This window comes from Salimicrobium flavidum, from assembly GCF_900156645.1.
Classification (GTDB): Bacteria; Bacillota; Bacilli; order Bacillales; family Halobacillaceae; genus Salimicrobium; species Salimicrobium flavidum.
In genome coordinates this window covers 43,542-63,446 of the sequence record NZ_FTOC01000005.1, presented here as the reverse complement: position 1 = coordinate 63,446, position 19,905 = coordinate 43,542, and the positions used below count along the sequence as shown (strand labels likewise).

The 19,905-nt window shown below is 45.3% G+C and carries 16 protein-coding genes; 3 read left to right on the top strand and 13 right to left on the bottom strand.

Annotated features, from left to right (window positions below; all coding sequences use genetic code 11):
* Positions 1 to 32: 32 nt before the first annotated feature.
* From BW944_RS08460 to BW944_RS08445, 4 genes are all read right to left on the bottom strand, one after another.
* Complete coding sequence (locus BW944_RS08460) at positions 33 to 800, bottom strand: enoyl-CoA hydratase (RefSeq protein WP_076558676.1); 768 nt, start codon at positions 798 to 800, stop codon at positions 33 to 35.
* A 218-nt stretch (positions 801 to 1,018) separates the two neighbouring features.
* Positions 1,019 to 1,387: a YlbF/YmcA family competence regulator gene (locus BW944_RS08455; RefSeq protein WP_076558673.1), complete on the bottom strand. Its 369-nt coding sequence runs from the start codon at positions 1,385 to 1,387 to the stop codon at positions 1,019 to 1,021.
* A gap of 72 nt (positions 1,388 to 1,459) precedes the next feature.
* The gene (locus tag BW944_RS08450; RefSeq protein WP_076558670.1) at positions 1,460 to 2,599 is read right to left on the bottom strand and encodes a DUF445 domain-containing protein; all 1,140 of its coding nucleotides are present in this window, start codon (positions 2,597 to 2,599) and stop codon (positions 1,460 to 1,462) included.
* A gap of 213 nt (positions 2,600 to 2,812) precedes the next feature.
* Entirely contained in the window at positions 2,813 to 3,094 is a 282-nt protein-coding gene (locus tag BW944_RS08445) for a metal-sensitive transcriptional regulator (protein WP_076558667.1), read from the bottom strand.
* Positions 3,095 to 3,183: 89 nt separating this feature from the next.
* Between BW944_RS08445 and BW944_RS08440 the strand changes: the two genes are divergently transcribed.
* Both BW944_RS08440 and BW944_RS08435 read left to right on the top strand, forming a co-directional pair.
* Positions 3,184 to 4,065: a PucR family transcriptional regulator gene (locus tag BW944_RS08440; protein ID WP_076558665.1), complete on the top strand. Its 882-nt coding sequence runs from the start codon at positions 3,184 to 3,186 to the stop codon at positions 4,063 to 4,065.
* Between the two features lie 120 nt (positions 4,066 to 4,185).
* Positions 4,186 to 5,283, top strand: a complete 1,098-nt coding sequence (locus BW944_RS08435; RefSeq protein WP_076558663.1) for an ABC transporter ATP-binding protein — start codon at positions 4,186 to 4,188, stop codon at positions 5,281 to 5,283.
* 370 nt (positions 5,284 to 5,653) lie between these two features.
* Here BW944_RS08435 and BW944_RS08430 read toward each other — a convergent pair whose 3' ends face one another.
* The 7 genes from BW944_RS08430 to fumC form a co-directional block, all read right to left on the bottom strand.
* Entirely contained in the window at positions 5,654 to 6,793 is a 1,140-nt protein-coding gene (locus BW944_RS08430) for an acetylornithine transaminase (RefSeq protein WP_076558661.1), read from the bottom strand.
* Positions 6,790 to 7,596, bottom strand: coding sequence for an acetylglutamate kinase (argB, locus tag BW944_RS08425; RefSeq protein WP_159438213.1), 807 nt, complete (start codon positions 7,594 to 7,596; stop codon positions 6,790 to 6,792). The genes BW944_RS08430 and argB overlap by 4 nt, the downstream gene beginning before the upstream one ends.
* Positions 7,559 to 8,776: a bifunctional glutamate N-acetyltransferase/amino-acid acetyltransferase ArgJ gene (argJ, locus tag BW944_RS08420; protein ID WP_076558659.1), complete on the bottom strand. Its 1,218-nt coding sequence runs from the start codon at positions 8,774 to 8,776 to the stop codon at positions 7,559 to 7,561. Before argJ ends, argB begins: the two co-directional genes overlap by 38 nt.
* 22 nt (positions 8,777 to 8,798) lie before the next feature.
* A complete protein-coding gene (argC, locus tag BW944_RS08415; RefSeq protein ID WP_076558656.1) occupies positions 8,799 to 9,833 on the bottom strand; it encodes an N-acetyl-gamma-glutamyl-phosphate reductase in 1,035 nt (344 codons plus the stop codon).
* A gap of 217 nt (positions 9,834 to 10,050) precedes the next feature.
* Complete coding sequence (locus tag BW944_RS08410) at positions 10,051 to 11,538, bottom strand: glutamate synthase subunit beta (RefSeq protein WP_076558653.1); 1,488 nt, start codon at positions 11,536 to 11,538, stop codon at positions 10,051 to 10,053.
* Positions 11,507 to 16,156 carry a glutamate synthase large subunit gene (gltB, locus tag BW944_RS08405; RefSeq protein WP_076558650.1) on the bottom strand — a complete coding sequence of 1,550 codons (4,650 nt, stop codon included), beginning with the start codon at positions 16,154 to 16,156 and terminating at the stop codon, positions 11,507 to 11,509. The genes BW944_RS08410 and gltB overlap by 32 nt, the downstream gene beginning before the upstream one ends.
* A gap of 336 nt (positions 16,157 to 16,492) precedes the next feature.
* Entirely contained in the window at positions 16,493 to 17,884 is a 1,392-nt protein-coding gene (fumC, locus tag BW944_RS08400; RefSeq protein WP_076558648.1) for a class II fumarate hydratase, read from the bottom strand.
* Positions 17,885 to 18,033: 149 nt separating this feature from the next.
* Between fumC and BW944_RS08395 the strand changes: the two genes are divergently transcribed.
* A complete protein-coding gene (locus tag BW944_RS08395) occupies positions 18,034 to 18,654 on the top strand; it encodes an NAD(P)-dependent oxidoreductase (protein WP_076558646.1) in 621 nt (206 codons plus the stop codon).
* Between the two features lie 66 nt (positions 18,655 to 18,720).
* Here the strand turns inward: BW944_RS08395 and BW944_RS08390 are convergent, their stop codons facing one another.
* Together BW944_RS08390 and BW944_RS08385 are read right to left on the bottom strand one after the other, a co-directional pair.
* Positions 18,721 to 19,500 (bottom strand): M15 family metallopeptidase, encoded by a 780-nt coding sequence (locus tag BW944_RS08390; protein WP_076558644.1) that lies wholly within the window; start codon positions 19,498 to 19,500, stop codon positions 18,721 to 18,723.
* Between the two features lie 162 nt (positions 19,501 to 19,662).
* Positions 19,663 to 19,905, bottom strand: a complete 243-nt coding sequence (locus BW944_RS08385) for an IDEAL domain-containing protein (protein WP_076558642.1) — start codon at positions 19,903 to 19,905, stop codon at positions 19,663 to 19,665.

The following is a 19,905-nucleotide window of genomic DNA, read 5'->3' as shown; positions in this document are numbered from 1 at the left end:
CTCCGTTTTTTCAGAAATAGCTTCCGATATTTTTATTCACCTTTGAATTCAGGTTTTCTTTTTTCCATGAAAGCACGCACAGCTTCTTGATGATCTTTCGTTTCACTCAGTTTCCGCTGGTTGATCCGTTCCTGCTTCAGGTAATATTCCAGCTCTTCCAGACCTGCCTGATGGTACAAGGTTTTTGTTGCTATCATTGATTGAAGCGGCCGTCGGCTCCAGCTCGTCATCAGGGCTTCTGCCTGATTAAGCAGGTCACTTGTAACCATATCCACCAGTTTGAGTTTTTGGGCTTCCTCGGCGGATAATTTCGATCCTTCCCAGGCATACTGTTTAGCGTGATGAACGCCCAGTCTTTCTTTCAACCAATAATGTCCTCCGCCATCCGGAGCAAGACCGATGCCGATAAAATTCATAGAAATCACCGATTCCTTTTCGGCAATAATGTAATCACAGCTAAGAGCAATACTTAAGCCGAGTCCGACTGTTGCACCGTGGAGGGCAGCTACCACAATCTTCGGCATCGTGTATATTTCAGTCACAATAGCATCGATATCATCCATAAGATCGTTATATTTCTCCTCGTCCGAGAATTCCTTCATCATCGAAATATCGCCGCCTGCACAAAATCCGGGACCTTCTCCCGAAATAAGTACAAGATTCCTGTCACTCCCCCGGACTTGTCCAAGTGCTTCTCTGAATTCACGCAACATAGCCGTGTCCAGTGCATTATACTTATCAGGCCTTGCCAAACGGATGTGGATATAAGATTCCTGTTCTTCTACACGAAAAAAGTTCATTTTTCTTCCCCCTCCTTTAATAAAAACACTTTCACCTTCAATATTCGACAGACATACAGGAAATCCCTTTTAGAATATGGACAAATCAATGCCTTAAAGACAATGCGGTTGGTTAAGGGATATACCTGGAATAGCGGGAGAGAAGATGTAGATTCATCTGAATACAGGTAGGGATCCGGATAATTGCCCATAAAAAAAAGCCGCCTGAGGCGACTTTTTTACTGTTCTCCCTGTTCTCCTTGCTCCGGAGTACCATACAGGTCTTCGAGCGGTTTCGTGATGATTTGACTCACGTCATTGATGACTGTGTTCAGACGCTGTTCTTCTTCCATGAGTTTGGAGATGTCAGGATGTTGCTGAACAAGTTGTACAACGCTTTGCGCTTTTTCAACTTCTTCTTCTGAAATCTCTTCTCCCTGCATCTGCTTTTGCTGAAGCGTCATTTGTGTCTGACGGAAATCTTCGAACATCTGCTTGGAAGACTCATCACTCATCACTTTATCATAAGCGTCTTTAAGTGCAGTGAATTCCTCACTATTTCTTAGTGCTTTTTCAAGATCATATGCATAATCATAAATGTTAGACATTAAAAAAATACCTCCTAAATTTGACTCTTTTATTACTATAACAAAACAGTTTCTATCTGTATAGCGAAAAAACTATAATCCTATCAGTAGTACAATCCCACTTTGCAAAAGTCCTACAAAGCCTCCGAGCATCGCCCCAAGATACGTGATCATTTTGAATTCACGCCTTGATATTCCGAGAACAAGATCTTCCAGTCTCGCTACTTCGAATGCTTCCACTTGCTCTTTCACGATATCGGATAAGTGCAGGTGCTTGATGACACTTTCCATTTGTGCAGACAGAAAATCAATAGCTTTCGGAACCATGAAAGCTACCCCGTCTCCTACTACTCTTTCCCGGATAGGAGTGGAAATCTCAGAAAGGGGCTTATCCCAATATCTCTCTAAAGGTACGAGACTGCTGAGCGCTTCTGCAAACGATGAAATCACTTCTTTCCGGTCGATATTCTTCTCCACGTCTTCTACTTTCATCGTCAATAGATGCCGGTATTCTTCAATCATTACGTCTTCAATCCAGCGTCTCGTCTCGTCTTTATTGGCATAACGCACCATAGTTCCGTGCAATCGTTCACTCATGTTTCTTGAACTGAAAATCGAAGACATCAACTGCCCGAACATTCCGTGTTTTTCAAAGTAATCATTGATGAGAGCTTTCACACGGTATCGGCCATCCGCACTTTCAAGATATGAAGCGATCTTCAATTGTACATAATGACCCGCACGTTTCGTTAATAGTTCCCCTTTCTCTTCCCATTCTCCAGGCACAATATCTTTCAGTTCAGTATCCTTTCTTCTGTCTAGCCATCCACCGATCCCTTTTTCCAGCTGCTTTTCCAATTCTACGTGTACATTGTCCTTCGTCAATTCGGGGGCTACCGGTTGAATAAGCTCTCCAAGTGTCATCTCGGACTGCAGGAAGCGATCGACTTCTCGGCGCGAACCTCTGATCAGCGTTTCCCGAAACGTATCATTCAATAGTTTATTACGAAGACCGCTCGGGGTCACGAGGTGCTCTACAACCATTTCTCCGAGCTGTTTAGCCAGTTCACTCTGCCGTTTCGGAATAAGCCCGGGGGTAAAAGGAATCTGGAACTTTCCTATGTAGACAGGATGATAGGGACGAAACAGCATACGAATTGCCAGAGAGTTCGTCACTCCCCCTATCAGCGCTCCTATCGCTATCATCATTATCGAGAAAAATATCGGGTCCATAAAAAATCCTCATTTCATTTATCTTCTTTCCAGTATAAGCTAATCAGGGAAAGCGGCGCAATCAGTATAAGCCTTCAATCTACGAAAGAACCCTGAGCATTCTTTCTCCTCTTTCCTCTTTTTCCTTGAACATATGCAGGGAATTCATGATTGTCACTATTTATCAGATGGGAAATCCGGATACAAAAAAACGCTCCGGGAAACCGGAACGCTTCAACGACTTTTTACGAGCATCTGTATAGCTTCTCCTATCACTTCATCTGCATTTTCTCCCTGATCTTCGGCATCCCGGATACATGTCTCGAGATTCTTTGCTACAATATAAGCTAGGGAACGGTCCATAGCGGAACGGGCAGCGGATAGTTGAGTTACTACGTCCTTGCATTCTTTGCCTTCTTCCATCATTTTAAGGACACCGCGAACTTGACCTTCCACCCTTTTCAAACGATTTTTGACGTCCTGATCGTATTCATTTTTATTCTGTATATCTTCCATTAAGGAGCCCCCTCATCTTGGTGTTTACCTAATTTCTTCTAATACTACTACATTACTCGGGATTATACAAAAAGAAAGGATATCATTCAATGCATGCTTCATATCTAAGGAAGCTCTATTCTTCCTATACCCCAATCGAAGAAGTTTCCAGCCGGAAATACGATGATTTTTTCTGGTTTGAAACAGAAAGAGGAATAATCGGAATATCCCGCGAAGAAGTACCGGACAGAGAACACACTTTACTGCTGGAACTTTTCCCGAAAGCACACCCGGAAGCCTCCACGCGGGAAGAATCCTGGAAACGCCTCCTCTTTCATAAGGACAACGTCACGATCACTCCCCAACCGGAAAGATACCGTTTCATTTTTTTCACGGCCGAGCATCAGACAGAAGACCAGGAGACGTTACACGAAGCGTTCCAGGCTCTCTTTCCGTTCCCGGTACCTGTATTATGGAAAAATAGCAGAGAAGGAGTCCTCATTGAAGAAAAAAATGGGACGAAAGAAGAAGACATTTCTTTTCAGGAAGTCATGGATGTGCTGATGAGCGATTTTTATATGAAAATACGTTTTTATGTCAGTGAGTTTTTTGAAGATTTTCATAAGATCCAGGAACAATTCTCCTTTGCGCAAAAAATGGGTGACCTCGCAAATCAATACATTCCGGGGACTTTCGCTACCCCTCTGGATTCCGCTTTTTATCTTTATATGGACGGTGTGCAGAAAGAAAGGAAAGAAATGCTTTCTACTTATATCCTTGGTAAAACAAGGAATGATTCCGAGCTGCTTGATACTGTTAAAGTGTTTCTTGAGAACGGAGCGAATGTTTCTGCCACAGCAAAAGAACTGTATATGCACCGGAACAGTCTGCAGTATCGAATCGATAAATTTACAGAAATGACCGGTATGGACATTAAATACTTCCCCACCGGGATGCTCGTCTATTTATCCATTCTCTACGAACGCGGTTGAAAAGGTGCACAAATAATCGTAAGTATTCTTGTTCACGTTGTCCATTTTCTTTCCTCCTTATCTAAGGTAGACTTTGAGATATGAAGAAAGCGATTTCAAAAAATACTGGGGGTATAAAGAATGGCTGAAATTAATTTGAACAACATTCAGAAAGTGTATGACGGAAATGTACAGGCGGTACAGGATTTCAATTTACATATCGATGACAAAGAATTTGTAGTGTTCGTAGGCCCTTCCGGTTGCGGAAAATCGACAACACTCCGTATGATTGCTGGTCTTGAGGATATTACTGATGGAGATTTCCTGATTGATGAGAGCCGTATGAATGATGTGGCGCCGAAAGACCGGGATATAGCCATGGTTTTCCAGAACTATGCTCTTTACCCGCATATGAACGTTTACGACAATATGGCATTCGGTCTGAAGCTTCGTAAAATGGATAAAAAGGAAATTGATGATCGCGTGCAACGAGCAGCTGATATTCTTGGCCTTGAAGCTCTGCTCGACCGTAAACCGAAAGCGCTGTCCGGCGGTCAACGTCAGCGTGTAGCTCTCGGCCGTGCAATTGTGAGGGACGCGAAAGTCTTCCTCATGGATGAGCCGCTCTCAAACCTTGATGCGAAACTCCGGGTACAGATGCGTGCTGAAATCCAGAAACTGCACAAACGTCTCCAGACAACAACGATTTACGTTACGCACGACCAGACGGAAGCCATGACAATGGCGACACGCCTTGTCGTTATGAAAGACGGAATCATACAGCAGGTCGGAGCGCCGAAGGAAGTATACGATAGACCGGAAAACATGTTTGTAGGCGGTTTCATCGGTTCTCCTGCTATGAACTTCTTTTCAGGAAAACTCGGAGAGGACCATATGGAAATCGATGGCGCTAAAGTAGCTGTACCAGAAGGGAAAATGAAGACATTACGTGAAGGTGGTTATGTCGGCAAGGAAATCGTACTCGGTGTACGTCCGGAAGACCTTCACGATGAACAGCTCTTCCTTGACTCCAACGCAGATAAAAAAATCGAAACTTATATTGAAGTGGCCGAACTGATGGGTGCAGAATCTTATCTCTATTCAAGGATCGGAGACCAGGAGTTCGTAGCCCGCGTGGATTCCCGTTCGGATATCGACGGTGGCGACACGATCGAGCTGGCTCTTGATATGAACAAAGCACACTTCTTCGATAAAGATTCAGAACTTCGTATCAGATGATCGATAAAAGAATCTGAGATAAAAGTCAAGTAGGGTATGAGACAAAACAAAATAGGACAAAGCAAAAACCGGACATGCTCGTCCGGTTTTTGTTTTGTCCACTTTACATTTGGTTACCCTGAAAAGAAATATCCAGGCGGACGCTTATCCACGGGCAATCCTTCAGCCTCCTCGTTTCCCTGCGTGAGAAACATGAACGGAAAATCACCGGAATCGAGCGTAGGGAGATTCCGGAAGTTTACGTCATGCCCGCGGCAAGCTCCCACCCGTAGAGATGACAATCAACTAGGAGCGATAAAAGAGTTTTCATCTAAGGAAAAAAACAATATTGGGCCTCATTTCGAATGTTCGGTTCTTGATTCGAGACCATTTATTGGTCATGAAATACTTCATCTAAAATTTGCAAAGCCGCCTCAAGCTGTTTCATTGTAACAGTGAGAGGCGGAAGGAGACGAATCACGTTCGGACCTGCAGGAAGTATAAGAAGTCCCTTTTCCCGTGCCTGTTCAATCATAGGTTTCACTTCCCTATCCCATTCAATGCCTATCATGAGTCCGAGTCCCCGTACTTCTTCCACTCCTGGGACATCATTGACCATAAGCTCAAGTTTGCCTTTCAAATAGTTCCCCTTCTCTTTCACATCGTCCAGGAACTCCTCCTGCACTATTTCTTCGAGCGTGGCCTTTGCAGCAGCGGCGCTCAGCGGGTTCCCTCCAAATGTTGAACCGTGGGACCCTGGTCCGAAATCTTCTTTTAAGTATTCTTTTCCGAGCATCGCTCCAATCGGAAAGCCGCTGCCGAGTCCTTTTGCGGAAGTGATGATATCAGGATCCAACCCGACAGTTTGATAAGAGAATAATTCTCCCGTGCGCCCCATCCCTGTCTGGATCTCATCTATAATAAAGAGTGCTCCGTTTTCTTTACATATAGCCTGCACATGCTTTAGGAAGCTTTGCTCCCCCGGACGCACTCCACCTTCCCCCTGGACGACTTCCACTAGACACGCTGCTGTATTTTCATCAATTGCGGCTTCCACGCTCTCCCTGTCATTCCACCTGGCATATTCAAAGGGCTCGAGCATCTGACCGAACCCTGTTCTTACTTTATCCTGGCCGGTAGCAGCCATCGTAGCAAACGTACGTCCATGGAACGACTGATGAAACGTGACTACTTTATCCTTCCACGTATGTTTTCTCGCAAGTTTGATGGCAGCCTCATTCGCTTCCGCACCGCTATTACAGAAAAACACCGCATCCATAGACGAGTGCTCCGTCAGAAGCTTCGCTGCATCTTCCTGAACGGGAATCGGAAACAGGTTCGACACGTGCCATAGACGGTTCATTTGTTCCTCTATCGCGCGCTGGACCGATGCAGGACGATGACCGAGGTTATTCACCCCGATCCCCGCCATAAAATCAAGGTATTCTTTATTGTCTTCATCTCTTACAATCGTGCCTTCCCCATCCGTTATCGTAATCGGGAGACGCGGATAAGTCGGAAACAGGCTCATATAAACGTCCCCTTTCTCTCTTTATTAATTATCGTACCCTTCCATTTACCGTTCTTTAAAATAGGTTGTTTTCCACTGACGATCACAGACTCCTGAAGTTTTTCAGATAGAGCTTCTTCCGCCGCTCTTACTTTTGGAATCATCCCTCCATAAATCGTATCCTCTTCAATGAGCAGTTCGATTTCCTCTGAGGTAAGTCGATCCAACACCTGTTCATTTTTCATCACGCCAGGGACATCCGTAACAAAAATCAGTTTATCCGCTCCGAGAGCCTTCGCAATACCAGAAGCTGCAGTATCGGCATTCACATTGACTATGTCACCGTTCAATGTACGTCCTAAAGGCGCAACGACCGGAAGAAAATCTCCTTCCAGCAAATGATGAAGCAACTTCGTATCCACTTGAGGGGAAGCACCTACGTAACCGTAGGAAGCATAATCCAAAAATTCCGCTGAAATGATCTGATCACACCCTCTTACACCGACGGCATCTACACCTTCACTGATTAGCTTCCCTGTAAGTTCTCTGTTCTTAGTTCCGCCAAGTACTGATTCGACCACCTCCATTGCTGATCTGGTCGTTTTCCGAAGCCCGTTGATGAATGGCGCATCCACGTTCTGAGTCATCAATTTCGCCGATATGGCCGGTCCGGCCCCATGAACAATGAGAAGATGATAATCGCTCATCAACTCTTTTATATTTAGAAGAAAATCCTTTTCCAATTCATCAAGCATACTTCCTCCGATTTTTAAAACATACAGAGGTTTACGTCCGGTAGCTGGCGTTGATTTTGACATAGTCATAGGTAAGGTCGCACCCCCAGGCCGTACCGTTTTCCTCCCCGGCATTAAGGTCGACAGTGATTCTCACTTCATTCTGAGATAGATAATCGGAAACTTCCTCCTCAGAAAAATTAACGCCTCCTCCTTTTTCAAAAACCGTATAAGGCCCGACAGCAACTGCGCACTTCTCTGCATCAAACGTCGCTTTACTGTGGCCCATGGCTCCAATGATCCGCCCCCAGTTCCCATCTTCTCCGTAGATTGCAGTCTTTACGAGACTTGAGCCTACGATTTTTTTGGCTACTTCACGCGCCTCTTCCTTCGTACGGGCACTGTTAACTCTTACTTCAACAAGTTTAGTAGCTCCTTCTCCGTCCGACGCTATTTTTTTAGCTAAATCACAGCAAACCTCCGAAAAAGCATGAACAAATAAGTTCCAATCCTCATGCCCCTCATCCAACTTCTCATTTTCCGCGCAACCATTGGCCATAGCAAGTACCATATCGTTTGTCGATGTCTCTCCGTCGACAGTTATCTGGTTGAAGGAATGGTCGACTGTGGATTTCAGAAGACGTTCTAAGGCGCCATGGTCTACATCAGCGTCCGTCGTTATAAACCCGAGCATCGTCGCCATATTCGGATGGATCATACCCGATCCTTTAGAAGCTCCAGCAATCGTTACTACCTTTTCTCCTATTTTCATGCGGTAGCAGGAAGATTTCGTTTCTTTATCAGTCGTAAGTATAGCTGAAGCGAAATCCTCACCTCCATCATCAGTAGGTGTCACCCCGAAACAACCTTTCTTCACAAGGTCCATAGGCAGTTGTTCCCCGATCACTCCTGTTGAAGACACGGCTACGGAAGATTCAGGCAGGCCGTGGTACTCCGCCAGCCATTTTCTCATCTGATAAGCATTCTCCATCCCCTCTGCTCCGGTACAGGCATTAGCGACAGCGCTGTTGACAATGACCGCCTGAAGTATTCCATCTCCTAGACTTTCCTGAGTCACTTTCAAAGGAGCAGCCTGAAAGTGGCTTTGTGTATAAACAGCCGTACTCACTGCCGGCACCTCACTCATGATGACTCCTACATCTTTTCTCGTTTTTCTTAAGCCGACGTGCACACCTCCAGCCTTAAAACCTTTCGGTGTGACAATCGTACCTTCTTTTACTTTCTCTACCAATTCTGTTGTATCGATCAACCTGTTAACTCCTTCCCGCTTTTTATGGGTATAAAGGGAAAAACTCCAGCCCTTTCGTCTCCTCAAACCCGAGCATAATATTCATGTTTTGAACCGCCTGGCCGGAAGCACCTTTTACAAGATTGTCTATGACAGAAACTATTGTCAGGCGCCCCGTACGTTCATCCATCGTTACATGGATATCACAAAAATTAGAAGCGTACACATCTTTTGTGGCCGGGAAGTCTTCCCTGACCCTGACAAAGGGACTGTCTTTATAGAACTCCCTGTACAACTCCATCCAATCTTCAGCTGGCGCAGTTTTATCTACATTCACATACATCGTAGCCATGATTCCTCTCGTCATTGGTACAAGATGAGGGCTGAACGTAATCGGTTCGCTCTCCCCACTCCACCACTGAAGCTGCTGTTCAATTTCCGGTATATGCTGATGCCCGTTCACTTTATAAATTCGGAAATTTTCCTCTGTATTTGCATAAATGGATTTCTCTGAAGGTGTTTTGCCAGCTCCGGAAATCCCGGATTTGGCATCGATAATCAAAGAATCTCCGTTCCAGTCGCTGCGTGATGCGAGAGGAGCCGTACCTAACAGTACTGCTGTTGGATAGCATCCCGGATTCGCAAGAATTTCAGCTTTTTTGATATTTTCCCTGTTCGTTTCTGAAAGCCCGTATACCGCTTCATTAAGCAAACTTTCCGAAGACGCCTGTTTTTTGTACCATTTTTCATAATCTTCGGTATTTTTAAGACGCAAATCGCCTGAAAGATCAATGACTTTGACCCCGCTATCGAGGAAAGAAGGGGTCAACCCTCCGGACACCCCCGCAGGCGTGGCCAGGAACAACACGTCCAGTTCCTTTTTCATTTGTTCTTCATCTATGGGTCGCAACTCACCCTTGAACCATCCAGACACCTGAGGCATAAAAGACGCATAGGGCTTCCCTGCCTCCGAAGATGAATAGAGAGATATCTCGTCCACGTCCGGGTGATTGTACAATAATCGAAATAATTCTATTCCACCGTACCCGGTGGCACCTACTATTCCTGCATGTACCAAACTGTACTCCTCCTCTTCAACGATGAATAATTATTAATAAAAACGTATATTTATGCCTATGATATCTTCTTTTAGGAAAATGTCAATACAAGAACCGTAATTTTGATATAAAAATAGCCCATCTTCTCAGACGGGCCATTTCTACAAACCATGAAATTTTCAAAGTCTTCTATAATTACCAGAGCACGACTATATCAAATCGGAAGAAGCAGAAGAACTATACAGGTTCCGCAACTCCCATCAGATATTCGTCACACGCTTTGGCTGCTGCTCTTCCTTCGTTGATTGCCCAAACGATAAGGCTTTGTCCTCTACGCATATCACCAGCTGCGAATACACCTTCTTTGTTCGTCTGATAGGTGTTGAGGTCAGCTTTAACGTTCGTACGCTTCGTCGTTTCGATACCCATTTCTTCGATCAATTCCTGTTCAGGGCCGGTAAAACCGATCGCAAGAAGAACGAGGTCAGCTTTCCATACTTTTTCGGTACCCGGAATCTCTTCACGGTATTTATTCCCCTGTTCATCAAACTTCAGTTTTACGTTGACCGTGTGGACTTCTTTGATATGCCCATTTTCATCCCCGACGAATTTTTTCGTCTGGACGGCATAGGCACGAGGGTCTTCTCCGAAAACTGCCGCCGCTTCCTTTTGACCATATTCAACACGGTGAATAACCGGGTATTGCGGCCAAGGGTTGGTTGCTTCATCTCTTTGCTCAGGACGCTGATCATAAATGTCGAATTGGGTGAGTGTTTTACACTCGTGACGCATCGAAGTGGCGAGGCAGTCCGTACCTGTGTCTCCTCCACCTATAACTATGACATCTTTATCTTTCGCGGAGATATACTCCCCGTCTTCTGGGTGGTTATCAAGAAGGCTTTTTGTATTTGCATGAAGGAAATCCATCGCAAAATGGACTCCATCAAGATTACGTCCTTCTACATCAATATTTCTATGGTTCGCCGCGCCTCCACAAAGGATGACTGCATCATTTTCTTCTTCGAGCTTCGAGGAAGGGATATCTTTACCGATATTCGCATTCGTTACGAAAGTCACCCCTTCTTTTTCCAAAAGCTTGATACGACGCAGGACGATGTCATAGGAAAGCTTCATTTCAGGAATGCCATACGTCAACAAACCGCCCAGGCGATCATCACGTTCATATACCGTAACCTGGTGTCCGGCTTTATTCATCTGATCCGCAACAGTCAAGCCTGCTGGACCTGAGCCGACTACAGCAACTTTCTTACCTGTACGGGATTTCGGAGGTTCAGGAACAATCCAGCCGTTTTCAAACCCTTTCTCGACGATAGAACGTTCTACCGCTTTGATAGATACAGGGTTTTCGTTAAGGCCGAGCACACATGCTCCTTCACAAGGAGCCGGACATGCGATGCCGGTGAATTCAGGGAAATTGTTCTGCTCATGAGCTTTCATTAACGCTTCTTTCCATTGACCTCTATAAACAAGGTCGTTCCATTCAGGTATATAATGGTAGACAGGACACCCTGAAGTCCCTCCAGCCATTTCTGTACCAGTGTGACAGGTAGGGAGCCCGCAATCCATACAACGGGCCCCTTCCTTTTGAGCTGCTTCATCTGACATAGGAAGCGTATAATCGTTCCAGTCTTTCACTCTTTCCTGCGGATCACGTTCAGGACGTGACTGTCGTTCATACTCCATGAACCCGGTCGACTTCCCCATTATACTCCTCCTCCTTTTCTTCTTCTTCTGTAAGCTGTTCTTCTTCATTCTTTTGGCTCGCTTCGAATGCTTTCATTTCAGCTTCGAATTTATCGTTACCTTCGCTTCTGAAGCCTTCGATCCGACTTCTCATCTCAAGGAATGCTACAGGGATCACGCGTTTGAATCTCGGAAGCATTTCTTCCCAGTTATCAATGATCCGTTGAGCCTTTTCACTTTGGGTATAGTTTGCGTGACTTTCTATAAGGGCATAAAGCTCCCGCTCTTCTTCCTCGTCCGTGATCGCTTCAGAAAGGACAAGTTCTTTGTTCAGCTTTTTACTGAATGTATCTTTTTCATCCAATACGTAAGCGATGCCTCCGGACATCCCTGCCGCAAAGTTACGGCCGGTGTCCCCAAGTACAACAACTCTTCCGCCTGTCATGTATTCACAGCCATGGTCCCCTACTCCTTCAACAACAAGTCTGGCTCCACTGTTCCGGACTGCAAAACGTTCCCCGGCTTTACCATTGAGATACGCTTCTCCTCCGGAAGCTCCGTAGAAACAGACGTTTCCGGCGATGATGTTGTCCTCTGCTTTGAACGTAGAGCGAGGAGACGGATGGGCGATGATTTTCCCGCCTGAGAGTCCTTTGCCGACATAGTCGTTCGCATCACCGATCAGGCGCATGGTCACTCCACGAGGAACAAAAGCACCGAAGCTCTGTCCTGCGGATCCCTTGAATTTAAGACGGATCGTATCCTCAGGAAGTCCTTTTTCCCCGTACTTTTTGGAAATTTCACTTCCGAGTATCGTTCCGGTAACCCGGTGAATATTACGGATTGAACCGGTACCTTCCACTGGTTTACCAGTTTCGATGGCTTCTTTGCAAAGCGGCAGTAATTCTTGAACATCCAGAGATTTTTCCAATCCGTGATCCTGCTCTACCTGAGAATAATGCCCTACATTCGAGCCTACTTCAGGACGATAGAGTAGCGCAGAAAGATCTACATCTTTAGCTTTCCAATGATCGATCTCCTCTTTTCTTTCGAGAACGTCATTGCGTCCAATCATTTCATTCATAGTACGGAAACCTAGCTCAGCCATAAGTTCACGGGCTTCTTCTGCAATAAAGCGCATGAAATTGGCAACATGATCCGCATCCCCGATAAATTTCTTCCTGAGCTCAGGGTTCTGCGTAGCGACACCGACTGGGCAGGTGTCCAAATGACACACACGCATCATGATACAGCCCAGGACGACAAGAGGCGCTGTCGAAAATCCGAATTCCTCAGCTCCGAGCAATGCAGCTGTTACGACGTCGCGTCCGGTCATCAGCTTTCCGTCTGTCTCTATGGTGATTCTGTCGCGCAAACCGTCCAACAGTAGGGTCTGGTGGGTTTCAGCAACACCGATTTCCCACGGCATACCAGCATGCTTGATACTTGTACGTGGCGCAGCACCGGTACCCCCGTCATAGCCGCTTATCAGTACAAGGTCAGCCCGTCCTTTGGCTACACCTGCAGCGATCGTCCCGACTCCTACGGCGGAAACAAGTTTGACACTGACACGTGCTTGAGGGTTGGCGTTCTTAAGGTTGTGAATCAGCTCGGCCAAGTCCTCGATCGAATAAATATCGTGGTGAGGAGGCGGAGATATGAGCTCCACTCCCGGAGTCGAACCACGGACTTCAGCAATCCACGGGTACACTTTCTTACCGGGAAGATGTCCACCTTCTCCAGGTTTCGCTCCTTGAGAAACCTTGATCTGAATCTCATCAGCGTTTACAAGATAATGACTTGTCACACCGAAACGTCCAGACGCCACCTGTTTAATAGAACTGCGGCGGGATGAACCGTCCTCATCAGGATGATATCTATCCGGGGATTCCCCGCCTTCACCACTGTTGCTTCGACCTCCAAGCTTGTTCATAGCAACAGCCAACGCTTCATGGGCCTCCTGAGAAATTGCTCCATAGGAGATAGCTCCGGTTTTGAACCGTTTCACAATCTCTTCCACCGGCTCTACTTCATCCAGCGGAATGGATGTACGATCTTTGAACTTGATCAATCCACGAAGAGACTGCAGGTTACTCGTTTCATCCGTCAGCAATTGGGTATACTTTTTGAAAAGGTCATAATCATTCGTACGTGCCGCACGTTGAAGTGTGTGAATCGTCTGCGGGTTATACTGATGATCTTCCCCGTTCATTCTGTACTGGAATTCATCACCCGGGTCTAGATATTTAACGTCGATGCGTTTTTCTTCGAAAGCGTTCTTATGACGCATGCGCACTTCTCTTTCAATCGTCTCGAGACCGATGCCTCCAAGTCTGGAAGCTGTTCTTGTGAAATACTTCTCGATGACATCAGAGCTGATACCGACGGCTTCGAATATCTGCGCTCCCCGATAGCTCTGAATGGTAGAGATACCGATTTTCGAAAGCACTTTGACCACTCCGTCGGTAACACTCTTGACGTACTGAATCACGCTTTCTTCGTAGGTCGAATCAGGGATTTCCTTGCGCGCCACAAGGTCACGTAACGTTTCATAGGCAAGATAAGGGATGATCGCTTCTGCTCCATATCCGATAAGCGTTGCAAAGTGATGGACTTCTCTCGGCTCCGCCGATTCAACAATCAGGCTGACCTTCGTACGGTCCCCCTGACGGATCAGATGATGGTGAAGACCGGAAACAGCAAGTAGAGCCGGGATAGCTGCGTGATTTTCATCAATCCCCCGGTCTGAAAGGACAAGGAATACCTTTCCATTTTCCACAGCCTGATCCGCTTCGGCGCACAAACGATCCATCGCTTTCTTCATCGGAAGGTCTTTATCATTCACATCAAAGAGAATGGAAAGCGTCTCTGTTTCAAAACCTTCGACTGACTGTTCTTTGATTTGCTGCAACTGTTCATTTGTGAGTATAGGTGTCTCTAATCTCAAATGACGGGAACTCTCAGGTTTAGGATCTACAAGACTTCCTTCTTTACCGATCGTCGTTTCTGCCATGGTAATGATTTTTTCACGGATGGCGTCGATGGCCGGATTCGTTACTTGAGCAAATAATTGTTTGAAGTAATTGTAAAGAAGCTGAGGTTTTTTACTCAGCACAGCAAGTGGTGAGTCATACCCCATGGAACCTACGGGATCCTTCTGCTCCATAACAAGTGGTTTGATGATCTTATTCAGTTCTTCCGTCGTGTAACCGAACGTGAGCTGATGCTCTATCAGTTTGTCCACCTTTATTTCAGGGGCTTCCTGCTTCGCTTCAGGGAAATCGGAAAGATCATATTTGTTCTCGTCCAACCACTCCCGGTAAGGTTTTTCGGAAGCGATACCCAATTTGATTTCTTCATCAGGAATAATACGTCCTTCTTCCAGGTCGACGAGAAGCATCTTCCCTGGATGCAGACGATCTTTATACTCGATATCGTCCGCGAATATATCCAGCGCTCCGACCTCTGAACCGAGAACGATCATTCCATCTTTGGTCACATAATAACGCGCAGGACGAAGACCATTACGGTCCAGACATGCTCCTATCTGCTTTCCGTCTGTGTAACAGACAGCAGCAGGTCCGTCCCATGGCTCCATAAGCGTACTGTGGTATTCATAGAAGTCTTTCTTCGTCGGATGTATCGTTTCATCGTTCGCCCATGGTTCAGGAATCATCATCATAGCGGAATGAGCCAAAGACCTTCCTGATAAATACATGAATTCAAGTGCATTATCAAACATGGAAGAGTCACTTCCATCTTCATCTATGACAGGAAGAATCTTTTGAAGTTCTTCATCCTGAAATGCTTCAGACTGACACATCTTCTCCCTCGCGCGCATCCAGTTCACGTTTCCGCGAAGCGTATTGAACTCACCATTATGAATAGTGTAGCGGTTAGGATGGGATCTTTTCCAGGAAGGGAAAGTGTTTGTACTGAAACGGGAATGGACCATTGCAAATGCAGTTTTGAAAGTAGGGTGGTTTAAATCGATGTAGAAGGAATCCAGCTGTTCAGGTATAAGCATCCCTTTATAGACGATCGTAGTCGTTGAGAGGCTGCACATATAGAATTCCTTGAATTTTTCACTTTTTTCCAACGCTTTAAGCGCCTGCTTACGAATAATATATAGTTTACGTTCCAGTTCAATGCGGGTCTCCACATCTTCAGAAGGGGCGATGAACATTTGTGAAATGAATGGCATTGTCGTTTTGGCGTTATCTCCGACATAAGATGCGTTGATCGGCACCGTCCTCCATCCAAGGAATTCCTGCCCCTCTTTTTCTACGAGGTCTTCAAATATTTTCTTCGCCTCTCTCCGCGCATCACGGTCTTTAGGAAGAAAAGCCATTCCTACTCCGTACTTCCCGGCTTCCGGCAAATATATATCTTCTTTTTCACATTGTTTTTCGAAAAATGAATGGGGGATTTGAGTCATGATACCAGCTCCGTCTCCTGTGCTGATATCTGCGCCCTGGCCACCGCGGTGTTCCAAGTTACACAATATAGTTACTGCGTTTTTTACGATATCGTGTGATTTCGAACCGTTGATGTTCGCAATCATTCCGATACCGCAAGCTTCGTGTTCAAAATCTGGATGATACAGTCCCTGCGGTGCAGGATAACCTCGTTTTTCCATACCCGAAACCTCCTAAATATGATAAAGATATTAATGTTTAAATTTAGAAAAATTCTGTTTAATTCATTGTATCGCATAATTATAGTATAAAATCACTTATTTTGCACGTAGTACAACTTCACCTATTTCGATAGAACTTTGAATGCACAAGTATGTAATCGCTATCATTAAAATTTAAAAAATTTTTACGGGGGCCGGATAATCCATTGCGCCAGGAAGTATTTATGCATTATTGTGTTTTATTATGCAAAAAACCTGCAGAGAAACTCTATGGTTTTTCTGCAGGTTTTAAATAGAAGTGTCATTTTTCACCTGGACCCGCCCATAGTATTGAAACTACTTGGCGTTCGGTTTTGTCATTTCTTTCGGATTCACATATTCTTCAAACTGTTCCTCTGTCAGAATATCGAGTTCCACCGCTGTTTCTTTCAGAGTCTGACTCTTTTCAAAAGCAGTTTTGGCGATTTTAGCAGCATTTTCATATCCAATATGCGGATTGAGTGCTGTTACGAGCATCAGTGAATCACGCAAATATTCATCGATCTTTTCCATATTCGGCTCCAGGCCTCTCACGCAACGCTCGTCAAAACTTCTGATACTGTCAGCAAGAATTTGAGAAGATTGAAGGAAATTATAAGCGATCACCGGTTTGAATACGTTCAGTTCGAAATTCCCCTGACTCGCCGCAAAACCGATCGTCGCATCGTTCCCCATCACTTGTGCAGCTACCATGGTTACCGCTTCACTTTGTGTAGGATTGACCTTGCCTGGCATGATAGAACTTCCAGGTTCATTTGCAGGAATCGTGATTTCGCCGATACCACAGCGCGGACCACTTCCGAGCCACCTGACATCATTCGCAATCTTCATCATATCTGCAGCCAGAGCTTTCACAGCTCCATGGGTATGAACCAGCTCATCATGAGAGGTAAGGGAATGGAACTTATTCGGAGCGGAAACGAAATCCTTCCCAGTATCTTTATTGATGAAAGATACGACCTTTTCCGCGAAATCCGGATGAGCGTTCAATCCGGTTCCTACAGCTGTTCCTCCGATGGCCAGCTCTTTTGCATATGTAATGCTTTCTGAAAGCATTTTTTCTGTTTTTTCAAGCATCCTATGCCAACCACTGATTTCCTGTCCCAATGTCAAAGGTGTAGCATCCTGCAAATGTGTACGGCCGATTTTCACAATTTCATCAAACGCTTCCATTTTTTCTTTCAACGTCTTCTTCAATTGTTCAGAAGCCGGCAACAGTACATCTTCCACTTTACGTACAGCCGCTACGTGCATAGCCGTAGGGTACGTATCATTGGAACTCTGAGATTTATTTACGTCGTCGTTCGGATGAAGGCGAGTCTCCTTCCCTTCTTGTTCCAACCATTCATTGCCGACGTAAGCAATAACTTCGTTCACATTCATATTAGACTGCGTCCCACTTCCTGTCTGCCACACTACAAGTGGGAAATGCTCATCCAGTTCCCCCTTCACGATTCTATCAGCTGCATGGGCGATGGCTTCCGCTTTTTCTTTTTCCAGAAGGCCAAGCTCTTCGTTAGCAAGAGCAGCACTTTTTTTCAGAATGGCAAATCCTTCGATTACTTCTTTCGGCATTTTTTCGTCCCCGATCGGGAAATTCTCTTTGCTGCGCTGTGTCTGAGCAGCCCAATACTTTTCCTTCGGTACTTTCATCTCACCCAAGGTGTCTTTTTCGATACGATAATCCATTCATTGGTCCCTCCCTTAAAATGGTTCCTGTTAATTGTATCAACTTTCGATGGAACTATCACGTTTTTATCGAAAACGTGTCAGAAATATACCGAAAAAGCTTAACGCCCGACGGTTCAGGGAATCAACAGAGAGAAGGAGGGATTTCTATGCACATAGCAATACTTGGTGGAACCGGGCGCGTCGGTAGTATGGTCGCAAATGCCCTTATTAAAGAACATACCGTTTCAGCCCTTGTCCGAAACAGTGAAAAAGCAGACCGCATGCTCGATAAAAAAGTTACGACTATAGAAGGGGATGCATTGGATGAGTCTTCTCTTCGCCAAACATTAATGGGTGCAGATATTATATTCAGCGCGCTCAGCACAGATAAAACGACTACTTTGTCGGATTTCGCCCCCCTATGTCTCCGCCTGATGAAGGAATATGACATTCCGCGGATCGTAACGATAGGAACTGCGGGCATTTTGAACAGTCGAAACCAGGACGGGAAACTAAGATACCAGACAAATGAATCGAAACGGAAAATCACCTTTGCTGCAGAAGAACACGAAAAAGTCTTCAATTACCTTAGTAACGAAGACAGAGACTGGGTTATTCTTTGTCCGACGTACTTGCCGGACGAAGAGAAGCAGGGGCCTCTTAGGGAAGAGGTGGACTATCTGCCGGAGAACGGAAAGAAAGCTCCTGTTACTGATGTGACGGATGTAGCCTTCCGTGAAATAACTTCACCTTCCTATCACAAAGCACGGATCGGTCTGGCATTGTAACTTTAATTGCACAGAAAAACTCCCGGGTCAGCACAATTGTCCGGGAGTTTTCTAGTAGATTATTTTCTATTGATTAGTCGGGTATAAACCGAAGAATTCTTCTAATGTCTTGTTTTGCTCGTGAACCTTTCCTGCTAATTCCTCCCCTAAATAACGCAAGTGCCACGGTTCATATGCATATCCCGTAATATCCGTCTTTCCTTCCGGATAACGGATCACAAATCCGAAGCGATGCGCATTTTCCTCGAGCCACTTCCCTTCCTCCGTATCGATGAAGGACTGTTCGAGACGAAAGTTCATTTCTCGGGAGGTTACATCCATAGCGAGTCCGGTTTGGTGTTCACTGGTACCTGGCTTTGCGGAATATCGGTTGGCGTATTCTTCGCCGTTTTGAGCGACAGAATTTTCATATATAGTCTTTTGGCGTTCATAAGAACGATAACCGGAAGCCGCAACCAGATTCATCCCCTCCTCTTCAGCTGACTGAAACAATTCCTCGAGAGCTCCAGCAGCCTCTTCTCTCATCTGCTTTTTAGGGTGAAACTCCTCGAAGGAAAAAGGGACCTCCGGCACTGTCATATCCGGAGGTTCATAGCCCTCTGGAAGTTTGCGCTGCTTATTCACGATTACATCCATCCGCTCCGGGTCTTCCACTTCAATCATACTGCCATCTTCAGAGACTTTTCTATCTGCAGTATCCGTTTCAGGCTCTTCTTTCGGCTCTACCTGCGTCTCTTTCGTTTCAGCATCTTCAGATTGTTTATCGCTTTGTTGGGATTCCTCTTGATTACATCCTGTAATAATCAGACACGCACTTAAAATCACTAAACTCATCCATACTTTCATATTTATATGTACCTTCCTTATGTAAAAATATTCTTTTACCACTATATCACGGTTTTTCCCTGTTTGTATATCACATAATGGAGGCAAAGCTTTGGACTCAGCAACAATAAAAAGTGTACCCGTATTATCACAGGTACACTTTTTATTGACCGAACTATTTTGTTATTCCCAAGTATAAGGCTGATAGTGAACAGAAAGTCTTTCAAATGCTTCTCTGTCTTCATTATCGATAGCTTCATTGATAGCAGCATCAAGACGGGATTTATTAAACTCATAGACCATTTGATCCAGGAACAATCGGGAGGCTAGCTTGATACCATAAGACAATTCACGTTTGGCAGTAATATTTTTTCCTCTGTAAGACGGGAAACGACGAAGGACGTACACACTCTTTTGCTTCCTCAT

What these genes read in the sequence shown, in the direction of transcription:
- BW944_RS08460 (WP_076558676.1), bottom strand. Translation starts at nt 800, where the DNA reads ATGAACTTTTTTCGTGTAGAAGAACAGGAATCTTATATCCACATCCGT.
- BW944_RS08445 (WP_076558667.1), bottom strand. Translation starts at nt 3,094, where the DNA reads ATGGAAGATATACAGAATAAAAATGAATACGATCAGGACGTCAAAAAT.
- BW944_RS08440 (WP_076558665.1), top strand. Translation starts at nt 3,184, where the DNA reads ATGCATGCTTCATATCTAAGGAAGCTCTATTCTTCCTATACCCCAATC.
- BW944_RS08385 (WP_076558642.1), bottom strand. Translation starts at nt 19,905, where the DNA reads ATGAGGAAGCAAAAGAGTGTGTACGTCCTTCGTCGTTTCCCGTCTTAC.
- argB (WP_159438213.1), bottom strand. Translation starts at nt 7,596, where the DNA reads ATGACTATGTCAAAATCAACGCCAGCTACCGGACGTAAACCTCTGTAT.
- BW944_RS08430 (WP_076558661.1), bottom strand. Translation starts at nt 6,793, where the DNA reads ATGAGCCTGTTTCCGACTTATCCGCGTCTCCCGATTACGATAACGGAT.
- BW944_RS08390 (WP_076558644.1), bottom strand. Translation starts at nt 19,500, where the DNA reads ATGAAAGTATGGATGAGTTTAGTGATTTTAAGTGCGTGTCTGATTATT.
- BW944_RS08455 (WP_076558673.1), bottom strand. Translation starts at nt 1,387, where the DNA reads ATGTCTAACATTTATGATTATGCATATGATCTTGAAAAAGCACTAAGA.
- BW944_RS08435 (WP_076558663.1), top strand. Translation starts at nt 4,186, where the DNA reads ATGGCTGAAATTAATTTGAACAACATTCAGAAAGTGTATGACGGAAAT.
- fumC (WP_076558648.1), bottom strand. Translation starts at nt 17,884, where the DNA reads ATGGATTATCGTATCGAAAAAGACACCTTGGGTGAGATGAAAGTACCG.
- gltB (WP_076558650.1), bottom strand. Translation starts at nt 16,156, where the DNA reads ATGGAAAAACGAGGTTATCCTGCACCGCAGGGACTGTATCATCCAGAT.
- BW944_RS08395 (WP_076558646.1), top strand. Translation starts at nt 18,034, where the DNA reads ATGCACATAGCAATACTTGGTGGAACCGGGCGCGTCGGTAGTATGGTC.
- BW944_RS08410 (WP_076558653.1), bottom strand. Translation starts at nt 11,538, where the DNA reads ATGGGGAAGTCGACCGGGTTCATGGAGTATGAACGACAGTCACGTCCT.
- BW944_RS08450 (WP_076558670.1), bottom strand. Translation starts at nt 2,599, where the DNA reads ATGGACCCGATATTTTTCTCGATAATGATGATAGCGATAGGAGCGCTG.